Source organism: Streptosporangium sp. NPDC049046 (assembly GCF_040649155.1).
In the GTDB taxonomy this organism is placed as follows: Bacteria; Actinomycetota; Actinomycetes; order Streptosporangiales; family Streptosporangiaceae; genus Streptosporangium.
In genome coordinates this window covers 17,001-34,894 of the sequence record NZ_JBEZEZ010000003.1, presented here as the reverse complement: position 1 = coordinate 34,894, position 17,894 = coordinate 17,001, and the positions used below count along the sequence as shown (strand labels likewise).

At 69.9% G+C, this 17,894-nt stretch carries 18 protein-coding genes; 13 read left to right on the top strand and 5 right to left on the bottom strand.

The window, feature by feature from the left end:
• The first annotated feature begins 14 nt into the window (after positions 1-14).
• Both AB0B96_RS04575 and AB0B96_RS04570 read left to right on the top strand, forming a co-directional pair.
• Positions 15-1,184 (top strand): acetyl-CoA acetyltransferase, encoded by a 1,170-nt coding sequence (locus AB0B96_RS04575; protein WP_362896492.1) that lies wholly within the window; start codon positions 15-17, stop codon positions 1,182-1,184.
• Complete coding sequence (locus tag AB0B96_RS04570; RefSeq protein ID WP_350942968.1) at positions 1,181-1,618, top strand: Zn-ribbon domain-containing OB-fold protein; 438 nt, start codon at positions 1,181-1,183, stop codon at positions 1,616-1,618. Before AB0B96_RS04575 ends, AB0B96_RS04570 begins: the two co-directional genes overlap by 4 nt.
• Positions 1,619-1,751: 133 nt before the next feature.
• On the opposite strand, the gene AB0B96_RS04565 is transcribed toward AB0B96_RS04570, so the two are convergent.
• On the bottom strand, positions 1,752-2,975 hold the full coding sequence (locus AB0B96_RS04565; protein ID WP_362896490.1) for an alpha/beta fold hydrolase: 1,224 nt from the start codon (positions 2,973-2,975) through the stop codon (positions 1,752-1,754).
• Between the two features lie 214 nt (positions 2,976-3,189).
• Positions 3,190-4,434, bottom strand: a complete 1,245-nt coding sequence (locus AB0B96_RS04560) for an LLM class flavin-dependent oxidoreductase (RefSeq protein ID WP_362896488.1) — start codon at positions 4,432-4,434, stop codon at positions 3,190-3,192.
• A 166-nt stretch (positions 4,435-4,600) separates the two neighbouring features.
• Between AB0B96_RS04560 and AB0B96_RS04555 the strand changes: the two genes are divergently transcribed.
• The 4 genes from AB0B96_RS04555 to AB0B96_RS04540 all read left to right on the top strand — a co-directional run bounded on the left by AB0B96_RS04555 (position 4,601) and on the right by AB0B96_RS04540 (position 8,853).
• Positions 4,601-5,623: a fumarylacetoacetate hydrolase family protein gene (locus AB0B96_RS04555; protein ID WP_350942972.1), complete on the top strand. Its 1,023-nt coding sequence runs from the start codon at positions 4,601-4,603 to the stop codon at positions 5,621-5,623.
• A complete protein-coding gene (locus AB0B96_RS04550) occupies positions 5,623-7,350 on the top strand; it encodes a CocE/NonD family hydrolase (protein ID WP_362896486.1) in 1,728 nt (575 codons plus the stop codon). The genes AB0B96_RS04555 and AB0B96_RS04550 overlap by 1 nt, the downstream gene beginning before the upstream one ends.
• Before the next feature lie 103 nt (positions 7,351-7,453).
• Positions 7,454-8,080, top strand: a complete 627-nt coding sequence (locus AB0B96_RS04545; protein WP_362896484.1) for a hypothetical protein — start codon at positions 7,454-7,456, stop codon at positions 8,078-8,080.
• Positions 8,077-8,853 carry an enoyl-CoA hydratase/isomerase family protein gene (locus tag AB0B96_RS04540; RefSeq protein ID WP_362896482.1) on the top strand — a complete coding sequence of 259 codons (777 nt, stop codon included), beginning with the start codon at positions 8,077-8,079 and terminating at the stop codon, positions 8,851-8,853. Before AB0B96_RS04545 ends, AB0B96_RS04540 begins: the two co-directional genes overlap by 4 nt.
• A gap of 73 nt (positions 8,854-8,926) precedes the next feature.
• Here AB0B96_RS04540 and AB0B96_RS04535 read toward each other — a convergent pair whose 3' ends face one another.
• Positions 8,927-9,832: an SDR family NAD(P)-dependent oxidoreductase gene (locus AB0B96_RS04535; protein ID WP_362896480.1), complete on the bottom strand. Its 906-nt coding sequence runs from the start codon at positions 9,830-9,832 to the stop codon at positions 8,927-8,929.
• 498 nt (positions 9,833-10,330) lie between these two features.
• On the opposite strand from AB0B96_RS04535, the gene AB0B96_RS04530 reads away from it, so the two are divergent.
• Complete coding sequence (locus AB0B96_RS04530; RefSeq protein ID WP_362896478.1) at positions 10,331-11,803, top strand: ATP-binding protein; 1,473 nt, start codon at positions 10,331-10,333, stop codon at positions 11,801-11,803.
• Positions 11,804-11,959: 156 nt separating this feature from the next.
• Here the strand turns inward: AB0B96_RS04530 and AB0B96_RS04525 are convergent, their stop codons facing one another.
• Positions 11,960-12,943 carry a BtrH N-terminal domain-containing protein gene (locus tag AB0B96_RS04525; protein WP_362896476.1) on the bottom strand — a complete coding sequence of 328 codons (984 nt, stop codon included), beginning with the start codon at positions 12,941-12,943 and terminating at the stop codon, positions 11,960-11,962.
• A gap of 210 nt (positions 12,944-13,153) precedes the next feature.
• Between AB0B96_RS04525 and AB0B96_RS04520 the strand changes: the two genes are divergently transcribed.
• From AB0B96_RS04520 to AB0B96_RS04495, 6 genes are all read left to right on the top strand, one after another.
• Positions 13,154-13,489, top strand: coding sequence for a hypothetical protein (locus tag AB0B96_RS04520; protein ID WP_362896474.1), 336 nt, complete (start codon positions 13,154-13,156; stop codon positions 13,487-13,489).
• Positions 13,486-13,983, top strand: coding sequence for a MerR family transcriptional regulator (locus AB0B96_RS04515; RefSeq protein ID WP_350942988.1), 498 nt, complete (start codon positions 13,486-13,488; stop codon positions 13,981-13,983). The genes AB0B96_RS04520 and AB0B96_RS04515 overlap by 4 nt, the downstream gene beginning before the upstream one ends.
• Positions 13,980-14,312, top strand: a complete 333-nt coding sequence (locus AB0B96_RS04510) for a YnfA family protein (RefSeq protein WP_350942990.1) — start codon at positions 13,980-13,982, stop codon at positions 14,310-14,312. The genes AB0B96_RS04515 and AB0B96_RS04510 overlap by 4 nt, the downstream gene beginning before the upstream one ends.
• A 141-nt stretch (positions 14,313-14,453) precedes the next feature.
• Positions 14,454-14,756 carry a hypothetical protein gene (locus AB0B96_RS04505; protein ID WP_362896472.1) on the top strand — a complete coding sequence of 101 codons (303 nt, stop codon included), beginning with the start codon at positions 14,454-14,456 and terminating at the stop codon, positions 14,754-14,756.
• Between the two features lie 96 nt (positions 14,757-14,852).
• Positions 14,853-15,455 carry a class I SAM-dependent methyltransferase gene (locus tag AB0B96_RS04500; RefSeq protein ID WP_362896470.1) on the top strand — a complete coding sequence of 201 codons (603 nt, stop codon included), beginning with the start codon at positions 14,853-14,855 and terminating at the stop codon, positions 15,453-15,455.
• A 271-nt stretch (positions 15,456-15,726) separates the two neighbouring features.
• A complete protein-coding gene (locus AB0B96_RS04495; RefSeq protein ID WP_362896468.1) occupies positions 15,727-16,530 on the top strand; it encodes an SDR family oxidoreductase in 804 nt (267 codons plus the stop codon).
• Between the two features lie 305 nt (positions 16,531-16,835).
• Here AB0B96_RS04495 and AB0B96_RS04490 read toward each other — a convergent pair whose 3' ends face one another.
• Positions 16,836-17,330, bottom strand: coding sequence for a GNAT family N-acetyltransferase (locus tag AB0B96_RS04490; RefSeq protein WP_362896466.1), 495 nt, complete (start codon positions 17,328-17,330; stop codon positions 16,836-16,838).
• Between the last annotated feature and the right edge of the window lie 564 nt (positions 17,331-17,894).

Here is a 17,894-nt window from a genome sequence, read left to right as displayed (position 1 = left end):
GAGAGACCACACCCATGGTTGACCGCACGCCAGTCATCGCCGGGATCGGCCTGAGCGACTACCCCAAGGCCCCGCATCTCGACGCGGTCGGACACCACGTGCTCGCCACGCAGCGGGCACTCGCCGACTGCGGCCTCGCCAAGAGCGAGATCGACGGGTTCATGTGCGCCCAGGGGGACTTCGCGCAGCCCGACAACGCCGGCACCATGGCCGAGATCCTGGGCATCAACCCGCGCTACTTCGACGGCACCGCCGTCGGCGGCTCCAGCTTCGAGCTGCACGTCCAGCACGCGGCCGCCGCGATCCGTGCCGGCCTGTGCGACAACGTGCTCATCGTCTACGGCTCCGACCTGTACACCAAGTCGGGCACCAACCCCGGCTTCGGCGCCAAGAAGCCCGGCGAGGCGGTCCCCGGCGTCCTGCAGTTCGAGTCGCCCTGGGGCAACTCGCTGATCGGCGCCTACGCGATGGCCGCGCAGCGGCACATGCACGAGTACGGCACCACCTCCGAGCAGCTGGCCGCGATCGCGGTGGCCTGCCGCACGCACGCCGCGCTCAACCCGAACGCGCAGTACCGCAAGCCGATGACGGTCGAGGACGTGGTCAACTCCCGCATGATCGCCGACCCGCTGCACCTGCTGGACTGCTGCGTGGTCTCCGACGGCGGCGGCGCGGTGATCGTGACCACCGCCGAGCGGGCCCGCGACCTGCGCCAGCCGCCGGTGTACGTGCTGGGCGCCGCGTCCGCGCAGACGCACTGGAACATCAGCCAGATGCCCGACTACACCCGCACCGCCGCGGAGCGCAGCGGGAAGGAGGCCTTCGCCCAGGCGGGCCTCACCCCCGACGACGTCGACACGGTGCAGCTCTACGACAGCTTCACCATCACCGCACTGCTCATGCTGGAGGACCTCGGGTTCTGCAAGAAGGGCGAGGGAGGCCCGTTCGCGGCCTCCGGCGCGCTGCAGCTCGGCGGCGCCCTGCCGCTGAACACCGACGGCGGCGCGCTCAGCTCCTGCCACCCCGGCATGCGCGGCATCTTCCTGCTCATCGAGGCCACCAGGCAGCTGCGCGGGCAGGGGGGCGAGGCGCAGGTCGAGGGCGCCGAGGTCGCCCTGGCGTGCGGCTCGGGCGGCTGGCTGTCGGCGATGGGCACCGTGATCCTCGGAAAGGACAAGGCATGACGAACGCCACCACCCCCGCTGACGCGCCCCCGATGGAGGGCCGCCCGGTACCGCTGCTCGACGCCTCCACCCGACCGTACTGGGAGGCCACGCTGCGCGGCGAGCTGCTGGTGCAGGAGTGCCCCGAATGCTCCCACCGGCAGTTCTACCCCCGGCAGATCTGCGTCGAGTGCGGCGCCGTGCCCGGCTGGCTGACCACCGCGGGCAGGGGCGTCGTGCACACCTTCTCCGTGGTGCGGCAGAACGGGGCGTTCCCCTTCAACCAGTGGACCCCGTACGCGGTCGCCGTGGTCGAACTCGACGAGGGGCCGCGGATCATGGGCAACGTGATCGGCTGCGAGGTGGACGAGGTCCGGATCGGGATGCGGGTCGAGGTCGATTTCGTCCCGCTGAACGATGAGGCGTCCCTGCCGTTCTGGCGCCCCGCGGACTGACGCGGGCTCGCGCGACAGACCCGGCCGACGCAGACCCGGCCGGACAGACGGAGAAGCGCCCCGAGGTGGCGGGGCGCTTCTCCGTCGGTGTTTCCTGTGCCTGGGATCAGAGGCCGGGGCACAGAGCCGGGGGTCAGACCGCCTGCGGCGAGGGCGCCCGCAGGTTCGTCCCCCCGGGCAGGTCGCCCGCCTCCGGCGGCAGGCTCGCCTCCGCCGGTATCCGCAGCGACAGCCACTCGGCGATCAGCCGCAGGGTCGGGTCCGGGTCGTCGGTCTGCATGTGCTCGGCGCCGCTCTCCCCGGAGGCGAACACGCGCAGCGTCTTGTCCTCCGATCCGGCCGCCTCGAAGGCGCGGCGCGCGTCGGCGACCGGGATCTCCCGGTCGTCCTCCCCGTGCACGATGAGCAGGGGCTGGGTCACCCGCGGCCACACGGTCGCGAGCGTCCACTCCTCCAACCGTTCCAGGGCCCGCTCCACGCTCGGTGTGCCGAGCACCCAGGGCAGGAACCACGACGCCGGCTCGTACCCGGAGCGGTCGTCCCAGCGTCGTCTCCACACCGCGCCGCAGTCCCAGTTGCCGGCCCACGAGACGCAGGCCGAGACCCGCGGCTCGAACGCCGCCGCGCGGGCCGCGTAGTACCCGCCGAAGCTGATGCCGAGCACGGCCACGCGCCGGGCGTCCACGTCACGCCGGGTCTCCAGGTAGTCGATGATCGCCGCGGTGGGCACCTCGTAGTCCGGGCGCGAGGGTACGCCGCGCAGCCGGACCATCTCCCCGGTGCCGGGGGTGTCGACGACCAGGCAGGTGACGCCCCGGCGGGCGAACGCGGTGCCCATCACGGCGTACATCAGTTCCTTGGTCAGGTCCAGGCCGCCGTAGACGATCACCACCGGCCGCGGGTCGCCGGCGTCCGGCGCGATCAGGTAGCCGGGCATCATGCCGTCGGGGGAGTCGATGTGGACACGCTCGAGCGGCAGGGCCGCGCACTCCATCGCGTTCCCGAACGCCTGCAGGGCCGCGGCGTAGCTCTCCGACTTCGCGGGCCCCAGCGGGATCTCCCGCTGCCCGCTCGCGTGGTACACCGAGGCGCGCAGGTAGCGCGCCCCCGCCGTCGCCGGGTACCCGGCCTTCAGGTCCCGGGCGGCGAGTTCCTCCTGCCGGTGCGCCATCCCCGCCCAGGCGGCGGCCCAGGCATCCAACCTCGTCAGGGGCGGGTCCGCCGCCGAGGGGTCCGCCGCCGGAAGGTCGCGGAGCGGGCCCAGCCAGCACTCCATGTCGCCGAGTGAACCGCCGGCCATCAGGGCCAGGTTCACCGTTGACGACCAGGCGTGGTCGCCTGGGAAGAACTCGAACACGACGACTCCTCGCGAAACGGCGAGACGGGCGGCGGACGCGCACGCGTGCGGGTGTGCCCTCGTCCGCTGACATCTGAGAATGGTGGTTGAGGTTCATATTGATAGCGCCACCGCATTACGGGTGGCGTTACCCGGTGCGCCCGCCGTCACCGGACGGCGGGCGCACCGTGCCGCCGCCCCGGGTCGAGGGCGGCGGTCGTACGCGGACGCCGGGTCAGGTCGTGGCCCACTGCGCCAGCGGACGCTCCTCCGGACCGGCCATGCCGCCGATCTCCGGGTAGACCTTGGTGGCCATCAGTTCCATCTCGCGGATCACGTCGTCGGCGGGCTGCTGCGCCCAGTGCCAGATCAGCACCGAGTACTCGTAGGGGACCCGCTCCCACTCCGCGGAGAACTGGGCCCGCGCCTGGTCGACGGTGCCGCCCAGGAACAGGCCGGAGTCCTTGACGGCCTGCACCACGTCGTCGCCCATCGCCATCTTCTTCTTGAAGAACTTCGCGTAGAAGTGCTCGAAGATGTCGGCGTCGTAGTCCAGCAGGGCCTTGTCGAACGCCGCGGGGGAGTCGGTGATGTGCGGCCACCGCACCGGGGCCTGGTTGGCGCCCAACGGCAGCGGGTGGCCGACCGCGGCCGCCTCCTCCGCGTACACGCGGGCGAACTCCTCGGTGCGGGAGGAGGGGGAGAAACTGCACACCACGAAGCCGTTGCGCGCGCAGTACCGGATCGACTCCTCCGAGCTGGAGGACGCCACGAACACCGGCGGGTGCGGACGCTGGTACGGCGCCGGGGTGACGGAGATCTTCCGGATCACCCCGTCCCCGTCGATCTCGTCCACCGCGCCCATCAGCGACGCGGTGTCGGCGGCCGGGTAGCCGGCGATACCGGTGTCGTAGGGGAACGGCACCTGGACCCGGGAGCCGTTGAAGTCGAAGGAGTCCTGGGTCCAGGCCTTGAGCATCAGGTCGACCTGCTCCTCGAAGATCCCCCGGTTCGCCTTGTCGGCCGCGCCGCCGTCCGACAGCGTGGCCTGGGTGCCCAGGTGCTGGCCGAGCACGTCGGTCCAGCGCGACTGGTAGCCGCGGCTCACCCCGGTCCAGAAGCGGCCTTCGAGCATGTGGTCGAGCATGGCGCACTCCTCGGCCACCCGGATGGCGTCCTGGGTGCCCAGCACGTAGCCGTTGGTGCCGATGTTGATCCGGCTGGTGTGCGCGCCCAGCCAGGCGTTGACCACTCCGGGGGACGGGGAGATCTCGTACCCCTCGGAGTGGAAATGGTGCTCGATGCCGGCGATGCCCCAGTACCCCAGGTCCTCCGCGGCCTTGGCGATTCTCGCCCAGTCCCGCATGACCTTCTGGAACTCGTCGCGGTCGCGCCCCAGCGGTCGCCGGGCCGCGCGACCGGAGGCCCCGCCCTCGACCGGGATGACCGGATACAGCTGAACGATCGCCTTGACGCCCACAGTCCCACTCCTCAGCAGTCACAGACCGAATCCACTGCCGATATCGAACGGGACGGCCAGTTACCTGGCTGTTCTCCGTGATCCGTAACGACGGATTAACGGCTCCCGCAATAAACCGCACTTCACAACGGAACGGCCATTCGGTCGCGATCGACGGAGGGTTCCCATGAGGATTTGCCGCTTCACACCGCATGGCTGGCCGGACGCCGAGGTACGCGCGGGAGCCGCGGTCGGAGCACTCGACGCCCCGATCGTCGTCGACCTCGCCGCGCTCCTCGCCTCGGAGATCCTCGCCGACGGCGGAGAGGCCGGCCGCGCCTCCGAGCTCGCCCGCGCGACCTTTCCCGGAAGCACCGTCGCCCTGCTGGGGTCGGGCGGGCGCGCCGAGGACGAGGCGCGGCGGCTGCTCGATGCGCTGGGCGACGCCGAGGCCGCGCTGGGACGGTCGGGTCCGCTCGGCGCGCACGCCTACCGGCGCGACGCGGTCCGCCTGCTCGCCCCCGTCGACCGGCCGCCGACCGTGCGCGACTTCTTCGCCTTCGAGGACCACATGGTCAACGCCCTGCGCAACCTCGGCCGCGAGGTCCCGCAGGAGTGGTACGAGGCCCCGTCGCACTACGTGACGCGCAGCGCCTCGGTGTTCGGCCCCGACGAGCCCGGCCAGTGGCCCGCCTACACCGAGAAGCTCGACTACGAGCTGGAGTTCGCGATCGTGATCGGCCGCCGCGGCCGGGACATCCCGCCGGAGCGGGCCTGGGAGCACATCGCCGGGCTCACCATCTTCAACGACCTGTCCTGCCGCGACGTGCAGGGCCGCGAGATGGGCACCCGGGTCGGACCGGCCAAGACCAAGGGCTTCGACCGGGGCTGCGCCACCGGCCCCTACCTCGTCACCGCCGACGAGATCCCCCGCCCTTTCGGCGCGGGGATGCGGGCCTTCGTCAACGGCGAGCTGTGGTCGGAGGGCTCCGCCGCGACGATCCACTGGTCGATCGAGCAGATCGTCGCGCACGCGTCGGCGGGGGAGACCCTGCTGCCGGGCGACCTGCTCGGCTCCGGCACGGTCGGCACCGGCGCGGGAATCGAGATCGACCGCTGGATCAGGCCGGACGACGTGGTCCGGCTGGAGATCGACGGGCTCGGCGCGCTGGAGACCCGCGTGGTGCGGGCCGTCGTGGGCGAGGACTGATGCGGCCCCCGGTCCTGCGCGAGCGGGACGTACGGATCCCGCTGCCCGACGGGGTGATGCTGCGCGCCGACGTCTACCGCGACCCGGCTTTCGGCCCGCGGCCGGTGCTGCTCCAGTACACCGCCTACGACAAGTCGAACTGGGCCTCGGTCTACGGTGTGATCAACCCCGAGCGCGCGGTGGACGAGGGGTTCGCCGTCGTGGTGGTGGACGCGCGCGGCCGGTTCCGCTCCGGCGGCGACGAGCCGTTCCGCCCGTTCGAGGGCTCGGGCGCGGACGCCGCCGCCTGCGTGGAGTGGGCCGCCGCGCAGCCGTGGTCCAACGGCAGGGTCGGCATGTACGGGGCGTCGAACAACGGCGTCCCGCAGTGGCAGGCGCTCCGGCGCCGGCCGCCCGGGCTGCGGACGATCGTGCCGCACTTCACCGCGTCCGAGTTCGACGGCGGCTGGGTCTGGCGCGGCGGCGCGTTCCAGCTCGGTTTCAACCTCTGGTGGAGCCTCGCCAACCTCGCACCCGACCAGCTCCGCCGCGCCGTCGTCCGTGACGGCGCGGACGCCCACCGGACGGCCTCCGGCGCCCTGGCGCGCGCCCTGCGCGACCCGGACGCCGCCTTCCGCGCCCTCCCGCTCTCCGACGTGCCCGCCCTGGACGGCGTCGCCCCGCACTACGGGGAGTGGCTCGCCCACCCGCCGGGCGACCCGTACTGGGACCGGCTCAGCGCCCGCGAGGCGCTGGCGGAGACCGACCTCCCCGTGCTGCACGTGGCCGGCTGGTACAACGTGCACCTGGACGGCAACCTCGCCGCCTACCAGGCGATCAAGGAAGCGGGCGGCCCGGCCGCCGAGGCGCAGCGCCTCGTCATCGGCCCGTGGACCCAGTGGGCGCCCGCGCTGTTCGGCGACTCCTGCGGCCCTGAGCGGCGCTTCCCCGTCGGGATGGACCTGGAGGGGATCCAGCTCGCCTGGTTCGGGCGGCACCTCGCCGACGGCCCGGGCCCCGACCTGCCGCCGGTGCGCGTGTTCGTGATGGGCGCCGACGAGTGGCGCGACGAGCAGGAGTGGCCGCTCGCCCGCGCCCGCCCCACCGAGTGGTACCTGCGCGGCGGCGGGACGGCCAACTCCCGGCACGGGGACGGCTGGCTGAGCACCGAGCCGCCGCGCGGCGACGAGCCGCACGACGCCTTCCTGTACGACCCGCGCCACCCGGTACCCACCCGAGGCGGCGCCGTCTACCTGCCCAACCCGGCCGCCAACTCCGGCCCGATGGACCAGAGCGCGGTCGAGGACCGCGACGACGTCCTGGTCTACAGCGGAGACCCGCTGAGCGAGCCGGTCGAGGTGATCGGCCCGGTGCACGCCGTGCTGTACCTGCGCACCACCGCCCCGGCCACCGACGTGACCGCCAAGCTGGTGGACGTCCACCCCGACGGCCGGGCGTACCTGCTCTGCGACGGCATCCGGCGGATCACCGCGGCGGAGGTCACGGCGGCGGGGGACGGCCCGATCCGGGTCGAGGTGGACCTGATCGCCACGGGGAACGTCTTCCTGCCGGGACACCGGATCCGGCTGGAGGTCTCCAGCAGCTCGTTCCCCAAGTACGACCGGCATCCCAACACCGCCGACGGCACGGCGTCCTCGCACCGGGACCTGCGGGTCGCGATGCAGACGGTCCTGCACGACGCCGAGCACCCTTCGGCGCTCGTCCTGCCCGTCACCCCCACCTGGTAACGGCGGGGATAACGGCACCCGGGGTGAGGTCGGGGCACCGCGGCATCCCGGATTCGGAATTCCGGATTCCGGATTCCGGCGAGGAGATCAGAAAGGGGCGGCCATGCCGACCGACGAACCCCAGGGGCTCATTCCGATGCTCCCCGTGGAGGAGGCCGCGCGGATCGCGGTCGAGGTGGGGATGCGCGAGGAGATGTCGCGGATCCACTTCTACCGCCTGCTGATGAACTCCCCGCAGTCCGCCCGGGTGGAGAACGAGATCAACGACCGGATCCTGTGGGAAGGGCGGCTCACCGTCCGCCCGGAGGCCACCCGGCTGCGCGAACTCGCGATCATGCGGGTGGCCTGGGCCACCGGCTCCGAGTACCTGTGGGCACACCACTACTCCCCGACGGTCGACGTCGACCTGCCGGGCAAGCGCCCATCCGACGTGCTCGGCGTCCGCGAGGGCGCGGACCACCCGGAGTTCGGGTCCGTCGAGCGCGCCGTGATGCGCGCGGTTGACGAGATGGTGCGCGACGACCGGATCTCCCCGGAGACCCTGGGCGACCTGAGGTCGGGGCTGGCGAACGACGGCGAGGTCGTCGAGATCTGCTACGTGATCGCGATCTGGCGCGCCCTCACCACCCTGATGGCCACCTTCCAGGTGCCGCTGGAGCCGGGCTACCGGCCCTGGGCACCCGACGGCCGCCGCCCTGAGGGGCGCGAGGCGGGGGTGCCGGGCCGGTGAGCAGGTTCGAGGAGTACCGCGACCGGTTCGCCGACGTCGCGATGGAACGGCACGACGGCATCCTGCAGGTCTCGCTGCACACCGACGGCGGATCGCTGAAGTGGAGCGAGCGGGCACACCGCGAACTGCCGGAGGCGTTCCGGCAGATCGCCACGGACCCGGAAAACCGGGTGGTCATCCTGACCGGCACCGGCCCCGACTTCCTGACCGAGATGGCCTTCGAGCGGCGCAACACCACCCCGCTGGGCTGGGACAGGATCGCGCACGAGGGGCGGCACATGCTCTTCGACCTGCTCGACATCGAGGTCCCGGTGATCGCCGCGGTGAACGGCCCCGCCACCGAGCACGCCGAGCTCGCGCTGCTCTCCGACATCGTGCTCGCCTCAGAGACGGCCGCCTTCGCCGACCACCAGCACGTGGTCGCCGGGGTGGTGCCGGGCGACGGCGTGCACATCGTCTGGCCCTGGCTGCTCGGGATGAACAGGGCGAGGCACTTTCTGCTCACCGGCCGGACCATCGGTGCCCACGAGGCGCTGGAACTCGGCCTGGTCGCCGAGGTGCTGCCGCGGGAGCGGCTGCTGGAGCGCGCCTGGGAGCTCGCCCGGCAGCTCGCCGGCAACACCACCCTCACCCTGCGCTACACCCGTGCCTGCCTGACGATGCTGATCCGGCGCGAGCTGCAGTTCGGCCTGGCGCACGGGCTCGCCCTGGAGTCGCTCGCCGCGGTCGACGCCCGTTCCTTCCCGCCGCCGCCGGCCTCCGGGCAGCCGTGACCGGCGGGAAGACCTCATGCCCCGGTATCCGCTCGGCCGAGCCCTTCGCCGGCCCCCGTGCCCCGGCGCCCGCTCAGCCGAGCCCTTCGCCGGTCCCCTCGGTGAACAGGGCGCCGATCGGAGCGGGCACGTACCGGGTTTCGTCCCCCGCGAACAGCCCGTCGCGGAACCGCGCGGCCGACTCCGCCGACCAGTCGGCCGGTTGCGGGACCGTGCGCACCGGCGACCAGGTTCGCATCCGCCGCACCGTGTTCCCGGCGACGACGAAGACCTGTCCCGTCACGTCCTCGCTCTCGGGACCGGCGAGCCAGGCCACCACGGTCGCGATTCGTTCGGCGGGCAGCGCGCCGTCGGGCAGGCCGCCGAACGCCGCCTCGCTCATCGGGGTCCGCGCCCGAGGCGCGATCGCGTTGACGCACACCCCGTACCGGCCCAGCTCGGCCGCCATGGTCAGGGTGAGCGAGGCCAGCCCGGCCTTGGCCGCCGCGTAGTTGCCCTGCCCCGCGTTGCCGTACAGGCCCGACTCGCTGCTCGTGTTCACGATCCGGCGCCCGTCCCCCGGGTTCGCCCGCCAGTGTCGGGCGAGCGCCCGGCACAGCCGGAAGGGTGCGGTCAGGTTGACCGCGAGCACCGCCTCCCAGTCGTCGTCGTCCAGATTGAAGACCATCCGGTCCCTGACGATCCCGGCGTTGTTCACCAGCACCGACACCGGCACCCCGAACCCCTCCGCCGCCTCCAGCACGTCCTCGGCCGCGCCCTTCTCCGCGAGGTCCCCCCGCCAGGCCACGGCGGTGCCGCCCGCGTCCCGGATCTCCTCGGCCAGCGGCCCGCTGTCCGCGAGGTCCGCGCACAGCACCGCCGCCCCGCGCCGCGCCAGCAGCCGGGCCTCGGCCGCCCCGATGCCCCGCGCGGCTCCGGTGACGATGCAGGCCCGCCCGCTCAGGTCGAGCCCGCCGCGGGTGCCGGATGAAGCCGTCATGCCACTCTCCATGCCTTGGAAATCGAACTCCGCCGGGGCCTCACGGAAAACTCCGCCAGGACGAACGGAAGGACTTTCCTTATTGTAAATAAAGTCGAGTTCCCACATCAATGCATATCGGACATTATCTGCCGGTCGGCGAAATATGCCCGCCGTGCCATTGTCATATTCTTTTTTGAATTCAGGTGTGTGGGAAGTGGGTGCGATTTGCCGTGAAGGCTTTTCCCCTGTCGCGCTGTCCGGCGACATCGCTCGTCCTCCCACGGGAGGACGAGCGATGTCGGGGACGGGGTCGCGAAGGGCCTGCCGCCGGGTGTGCCGAGGAGCGTTTCCGGCGGGTGCGCCATGAGCCGTTTTCGGCCACAGGCGACGCAGCACCCGCATGGCGTCCTTCTCGATGCCTGTCGGCTTGGGAAGGGTGTCAACCGCATGGTGCCCGTGCACGCGTTTTTAGGAGTACACTTTTAAGTACTGTACTCCTAAAAGGAGGAGGTCAAGATGTCGCTGCCGCGGCCGTCGGACATGTTCGACCGCGAGTGGGAGTGGGAGCAGCTCTCGCGGTTCGTCGCCAACGACTCCCGGGGGGCCACACTCGGGGTGGTCTCCGGACGACGCCGGCAGGGCAAGACGTTCCTGCTGGAAGCCGTCTGTGAGGCGACCGGTGGTTTCTACTACGCCGCCACCGAGGCCGTGCCCAGGGCGGAGGCGCTGCGCCAGCTCGGGGAGGCCGTCTCCGCGTTCACCGGGACACCGGGACGGGTCAGGTTCGAAAACTGGGAGGAGGGGATCGACGGCCTGCTCTCCTTGGGGGATGAACGGACCGTTCCCGTCGTTCTCGACGAGTTCCCCTACCTGGTGCGTGATGCCAAGGACCTGCCGTCGGTCATCCAGAAGGCTCTGTCGCCGCGCCGCAAGCAGCGGGGGGCGTCACGGTCGCGTCTGCTGCTGTGCGGGTCGTCGATCTCCTTCATGGGCGGCCTGCTCTCCGGGCAGGCGCCACTGCGCGGGCGGGCCGGGTTGGAACTGGTGGTGCCCACCTTCAACTTCCGGCTGGCCGCCGAGTTCTGGGGGCTGACGGCCGAGCCTCGACTGGCGGCCCTGGTCTACTTCGTCGTCGGCGGCACCCCCGCCTACCGCACCGAATATCTGGCCGGGATCGCCCCGGCGGGTCTGGCCGACTTCGACCGCTGGGTCGTGGAGTACGTTCTCAACCCGGCCAGCCCTCTTTTCCGCGAGGTGCGTTTCCTGCTGGCCGAGGACCCGGCGCTGCGCGACACCGGCCTTTATCACACGGTTCTGGCCGCGGTCGCCGAGGGCAACGCGACCCGCAGTGGTATCGCGAGCAGAATCGAGCGCAAAGCCGTCGACATTTCTCATCACCTGACCGTTCTGGAGGACGCCGGCCTCCTCGTGGCCGACCCGGACGCCTTCCGCCGGAACCGCTCCGAGTATCGGATCACCGAGCCGCTCGTCCGCTTCTATCACGCGATCATGCGCCCCTACTGGGCGCAGCTGGAAAGGGCGCGGGAGGGGCGTACCGAGCGGATTTGGCGTGCCGCTCAGCCTCGCTTTCGCAGTAACGTCGCGGGGCCGGTGTACGAGCGAATGTGTCGGGTGTGGTGTGAAGACTTCGCGTCCGAGGAGACGCTGGGTGATATGGCGGGAAGTGTCCAGTCGGGGGTTGTTCACGATGTCACCAGCCGTACAGGCCATGAGGTGGACGTCGCTGTCCACAGCCCTGACGGCGCACTACTGGCCATTGGGGAGGCCAAGTGGGGGGACGTTGTAGGGCTTGGGCACCTGGAGAGGCTTGAGCGGGTGGCGACGCTCCTCGCGGCCAAGGGCGAGGCGCCGGGGCGGCTGCTGCTGTTCAGCGGGATGGGGTTCATGCCGGCGTTGCAGGACGCGGCGGCGCGCAGCGGTGGACGGGTGCAGTTGGTGGGGCTGGAGCGGTTGTACACAGGTTCGTGATCGCGATCGGACCGCTCCGAGATTTTTCAGTAGTCCGGACACCGCGGCATGCATCCTACGAGCAGGCCGATGAGCTCCGTAGACCCTCAACGTGCCGGGGCCCTGCCAGGTATGCCGAGGACCGTCTCCCGCGGGTGCGCCATGAGCCGTTTTCGGCTACAGCCGACGCAGGACCCGCATGGCGTCCTTCTCGATGCGTGAAAGATCGTGGAGGATGACGCCGGCCTGCCTGAGGTGTTCCACGTCGCCGCTCTCTCCGGCCTTCGTGATCAAGGTTGCCACGTCCGTCCACAGGACGGCGGCCTCGGCGTACAGCCGGTGACCGGTGCGGAGGTCGTCGTTGTCGATCAGCCGGGTGCATTCGTCGAGGAAGTCCCGATAAAGGGCACGAAACAGGGCGCCGCCGGTGCCGCCCTTCTCCATGAGAAGGGCGGCCTGCGGCAGATCCTGCTTCGGCTCCCCGGCCCGTAGCAGCCATCCGGGCACCTTTTTGCCGGCCTTCTCGATACCGCGATGCCCCACGTTCGAGATGGGGGCGGAGAGAAAGGCGTCGGCGCAGTCCCTGACGGCGGGGATGATCTGCTCCTGCCAGGAGAGCGGATGAGCCGGGGCGGTGACGGTGAAGGATCGATTCCTGGCGGTCATCGGGCCGCGTTCGGCACGCGCCCTGGCGAGGCCGGCCCGGCTGTTGCGCACCGCTCCTCCCTGCTGGTCGGTGTCCACGAGATAGGCGTCGTGCTCGTCGTAGCCGTACATCGCGACGACATGACCGCCGAAGTGCACCCTGGACCGGAAATAGTCCAGGTGGTAGCAGTCGAGCTGGAGGCCGACCGGCCGACCGGCGTCGATGGGGGTGGCCACGTTCTCCCACGCCTTGCGCGCCGAGGTGGTCTCCTCGACCGTCAATGTCAGCCCCAGCCTGGCGGCCAGGTTCCTGGTGAGTTCGAAAGGCTTGACACGGCCTCCGAGGAAGGGGAACGCCATGGCCTTGCTGTCCCAGTAGATGAAGGACAGGCCGGAGCCCAGCCCGAACAACATCGACTCGGAAAGATCGAGTCCCTCGTGCCGCAGCAGCACTCCCAGCGCCGTCGTCTCACAGTGCTGCGTGCCGCGGGCCTCGACGTCCCTCACGACGGTCATGTTCCGCCCTCCTCGTGCCGGTGCGGCGAACGGTGACACCGCCCCCGTTCTCGACATCTTCATGATCGATCGATCGGGGGCGCCGAGAGTAGCACGCGGCCTCCCGGGGTGGGCGGTGGGGAAGGGGCGCCCGTTCGGGGTTGCATCCTGTACCGGGGTACAGGCTTACCGTCGGATCGGTAGGGATCGCTCCCGATACGTGGAGGGCTCATGGAATGGGCACCGGCCGAATGCACGCTTCCGACCGAGGAACGACCGCTGAGGGTGGCGGAGTTCGACGAACTGTTCGCCTCCGCACTGCGAGGACTGGAACGGGTGGGGCCGACTCACCTACGGCTCACGCTCGATGCCGGAGCACGGGTGGAGGAGACCGCGCGTGACCTGACGGCCCGGGAGACGGGTTGCTGCGCCTTCTTCACCTTCACCCTCACTCCCGGCCGTGAGGGACTGGCCGTGGACGTCGAGGTCCCCGAGGTCCACATGAAGGTGCTCGACGGCCTGGCGGTCCGGGCGACCGAGATGTCTCCCCGGACGGTCACGTCGTGAACGGGGAATGGCTCCGCACCGGAGAGGTCGCGGAAGCGGCCGGGGTCAACACCCAGACGCTGCGCTACTACCACCGGCGGGGCCTGCTGCGCGAGCCGCGGCGCAGCAACGGAGGGCACCGGCTCTATCCACCGGAGACCGTGACCGTCCTGCGCGTGATCAAGGTGGCGCAACGGCTGGGCTTCACCCTGGAGGAGGTGGCCGACCTGGTCGAGGCGACCGCCCACCGTCACCGCAGACCGGACGGCGGTCTGCGGGCACGGGCGACGGCCAAGCTCGCCGAGGTGGAACAGAAGATCGCAGACCTCGGGACGATCCGCGAGACGCTTATCCAGGCGATGGACGCCGGATGCGACGACCTGGTGGCGTGCGCGGAAAGTTCGCGCTGCCCGCTGCCGTTCTCCGACCCGGACGGGGGGCGACATGCCGCCTCCCGCCAGGGCGAAGGGGGGCGCCGAGGAGCCGAAGGCGATCCTCTACATTCGCAGTCGTGACTGTCGCACGTTCTCTTCTCCTGTTCGTGGTGGCCGCGCTCGCCGAGATCGGCGGGGCCTGGTTGGTCTGGCAGGGCGTGCGAGAACAACGTGGGTTGTTGTGGATCGGCGCCGGATTCATCGCCCTGGGCCTGTACGGGCTCGTGGCCACCTTCCAGCCGGATGCCAACTTCGGCCGCATCCTCGCCGCCTACGGCGGCGTGTTCGTCGCGGGCTCGCTGGGATGGGGCATGGTGGTGGACAGGTTCCAGCCCGATCGCTGGGACGTCATCGGGGCCGCCATATGCATACTCGGCGTGCTGGTCATCATGTACGCCCCGCGCGGTTAGCCGAAGTCGCCCCTGGGCCCCCGAGCCTGTCGAGGACGAGCCGATACGTACGCCACGAACCCGGCATGAGCCATCGACCGTGTGGGACAGTCGGGGCACTGTTGTCCACCCGGTGGTCTACCCGGTTTCGAAGTGGGAGTTATGGCGGCGGAGTTTCAGGTCGGCGATCACATCCTGGTGCAGGACGGCAGGACCCTCGAAATCTTTCACCGGGGCCTGTCCGAGAGCAGCCGCTACCACGTGGCGTTTCTCGGGGTGGACGTCCAGCCGCACGGCGACGGGTTCAAGGTTCGGCTCGGCGCCAGGCGGGACGACGGCCAGGTGGTGGGCGGGGTGAGGCTGAAGATGGATCAGGCGGAGTTCGCGCGCTTCCGCGATTTCATCGCCCTGGCCATCGCGGCCCGCGACCAGACGAGCCCTCCGAACGAGCCCACCTCGCCCTGAATCACGACCGCTTCCACGAAGGCACGATCAACGGCGCCGCTCTGGAATCGTCTCGTCTCAGCGGATCCGTCGACGGCTGTTCGGCAGGATGAACACATGACCGTGAAGAGCCGCAGGCGATGGAACCACAACATCCATCACCACCCCCGCATCCTGCGCGCGATCCCTGACGGTGCCCGGCGTGCCCTCGACGTCGGTTGCGGCGAGGGCATGCTCGCCCGCGAACTGCGGCGGACCGTGCCGCACGTCACCGCGATCGACCTCCACGCGGCCGGCCTCGACCAGGCCCGCGAGCACCCCGACGACGTCGACTACATCCTCGGTGACTTCCTCACCCACCCCTTCGAGCCCGCCTCTTTCGATGTCATCGCGTCCGTGGCCACCCTGCACCACATGGACGCCGCCGTCGGGTTGGCCCGCATGCGCGAGCTGCTGCGCCCCGGCGGTGTCCTGGCCGTCGTCGGCCTCGCCCGTAGCGTCATGCCCAACGACCTGCCGCGCGACCTGGCCGGTGTCGCCGTCGGTGCCTTCCACCGCGCCGTGAAGGGGCACTGGGAACATCCGTCCCCCATAGTGTGGCCACCGCCGGTGACATACCCGCAGATGCGCGCCTTGGCCGCCGATATCCTGCCCGGTTCCCGGTATCGCCGTCACCTTCTGTTCCGCTACAGCATCGTCTGGCGCAAACCGCGGGACTGAGCAAGCTCGGCCGATGGCCTTGGAAATGAGCGGGAGCAGCTCTCGCGGTTCGTCGCCGACGACTCCCGGGGGCCACACTCGGGGTGGTCTCCGGACGATGGGGCATGCGTCTGCTCGTAAAGCACGCGCGAATACATGAATGCCGCGTCTGATTTCCGCCGGAATTGCTCGTCCGAATTACGCCATCCCTCGTCACATGACCACTCGTAACGTGTTCGGCGACGAGAACCATCCGCTTTGTCGGATGGAAACCAAAACGAGGGAAGACGATATGGATCTCCAGCTTTCCGATCGGGTCGCGGTCGTCACCGGTGCTTCCAAGGGCATCGGCCTGGCCGTCACTCGCACCCTCCTCGCCGAAGGCGTGCGCGTGGTGGCGGCTTCGCGGAAGAGCACCCCCGAGTTGGAGGCGCTCGGCGGTGACCTGATCCATGTTCAGGCGGACCTGATGGACCCTGAGGCTCCCGCGAGGATCGTGGAACAGGCCGTGTCGGAGTTCGGCGGGCTCGACATCCTGGTGAACAACGCCGGCGGACCGCCGCCCGGCGTGGCCCTGCCGCGCTTCTCGTTCCTGACCCCCACCGACGAAGACTGGCGGGTGATGTTCGAGTTCAACCTGTTCTCGGTCGTGCGTACCATTCGGGCGGCCATCCCGCCGATGCTCGCCCGAGGCGGAGGCTCGATCGTCAACGTCTCCTCGGGCAGCGCCCGCCTGCCCGCTCCCATGAACGTCGACTACAGCGCGGCCAAGGCGGGTCTCAACAACCTGACCAAGGCTCTCTCCGAGGAGTTCGCACCCCAGGGCATCCGGGTGAACACCATCTCCCCGGGGCCGGTGCGCACGGCATGGTGGACGGAGAGCGGCGGAGCGGCCGACATCCTCGCCGCCCAGGTCGGAACGGACCGCGACAGCGTCATCGACCAGGTGGCACCGGAAATGATGAAGCTGTCGACCGGCCGTCTGGTCGAACCCCAGGAGATCGCCGACGTGATCGCCCTGCTCGCCTCACCTCGCTCGGCCAGCACGACCGGCGCGGACTTCGCCGTGGACGGCGGGTTCCTGAAGCAGACCTGACCATCGATCTCGATGCCCCCGGCCCCGTCACGGTTCTCACCTCCGACCCGGAGGACGTCACTGCCCTGTGCGGCGGACGCGTCACCGTCGTCAAGCTCTGAGCCGCCCGGGGCGCGGGGGAAGGGCTCTCTCCCGGAAAGGATCACCTCACGAAACCCGAGCGCATGAGGGCGGCGGCGAGTTCCACCGGATCGTGGATCACCACTGCCTGCCCGCCGACGGATGGAACGTCGAGCTGACAGGGGTGGGGAGAACGGCGGCGTGTAACGGTATCGATGGCAGGTGAAATCCGGCTTTTACCACCGCTATCTCACCTCGAAAAGCATCGTGTCCGAGTCCTCGAACTGCTTGACGATGGTGAATCCTTCGTCGGTGTACAGCATGGCCGCATGGTTCGCCCGCTCGACGCTGAGAGATATCCGGCTGATTCCACGCTTGCCTGCCACCCGGATGAGCTCGCGCAGTAGAGCCCGCCCGATCCCGCGACCGCGCCACCCCGCGAGCACACCGACTGTCAGCTCGGGAACGTCGTCCGCCACATAGCCGTAGCCCGGGTCCTCGGCGGTGAATCGTCGCAACCATGCCGCGCCAAGCGGTTGTTTGTCCGCACCGACCGCGATCACACCAAGGTCATCGGGTCGTGGCCAGCCGACCACATAATGTGCGAGTTCGGGATCGGAGAGGATCCGCTCCCGAGAGAGGTTTCTTTCCGGGAGCCAGTTGACCGCCTCCACCAACATGTTTTCGAGAAAGTCCAGGTCATCGGCTTCGGCGGCTCGGAAAGCGCACGGGATGGTCATGGGAGTCACCGTATAGTGGATCAAGGGGAAGGCTTCCCTGCCGAACAGGGCCGGCGCCCTCCCGGCCGAGCCAAGGCACCCTCATCAGGGACGAAGTACCGGCTCGTCGATCGCCTCGATTACTCGATGACGAATGAGACCAACCGAAGTCGGGAGAGCGCGGGGACGATACTTGGGCGGTGCTGCGGTCCCAGCGCGGCGGGGTGGTTGGGTGCGGTGCTCGGCTCCGAATCCGCCGTTCGGGACCGTCCCAGGCTGCATGCCCGGATGGCGGGCGCGCCGCGGTATCGCCTTGGTAACTCAGGAGAACGGTTCGGCAAGCTGTGCTCATGGGATGATCCCTTCCAGATGACAGAGGAGTTGACCTGAATGAGTCTTGCGGTACTTCAGGGATTCGTACTGACACTGGGATTTTTCAACCTCGCGATAGGTGTCTACGCGCTGACGGCCAATCGGCTTCCTCCCTTGCTTCCTGTTTACCGGCGTGATCGTTACGAGCCTCGTCGCTACGGGTGGGGGGTGTTACTGAGGGCGGCCTTCGTATTTCTCCTGGTGTTAGGCCAG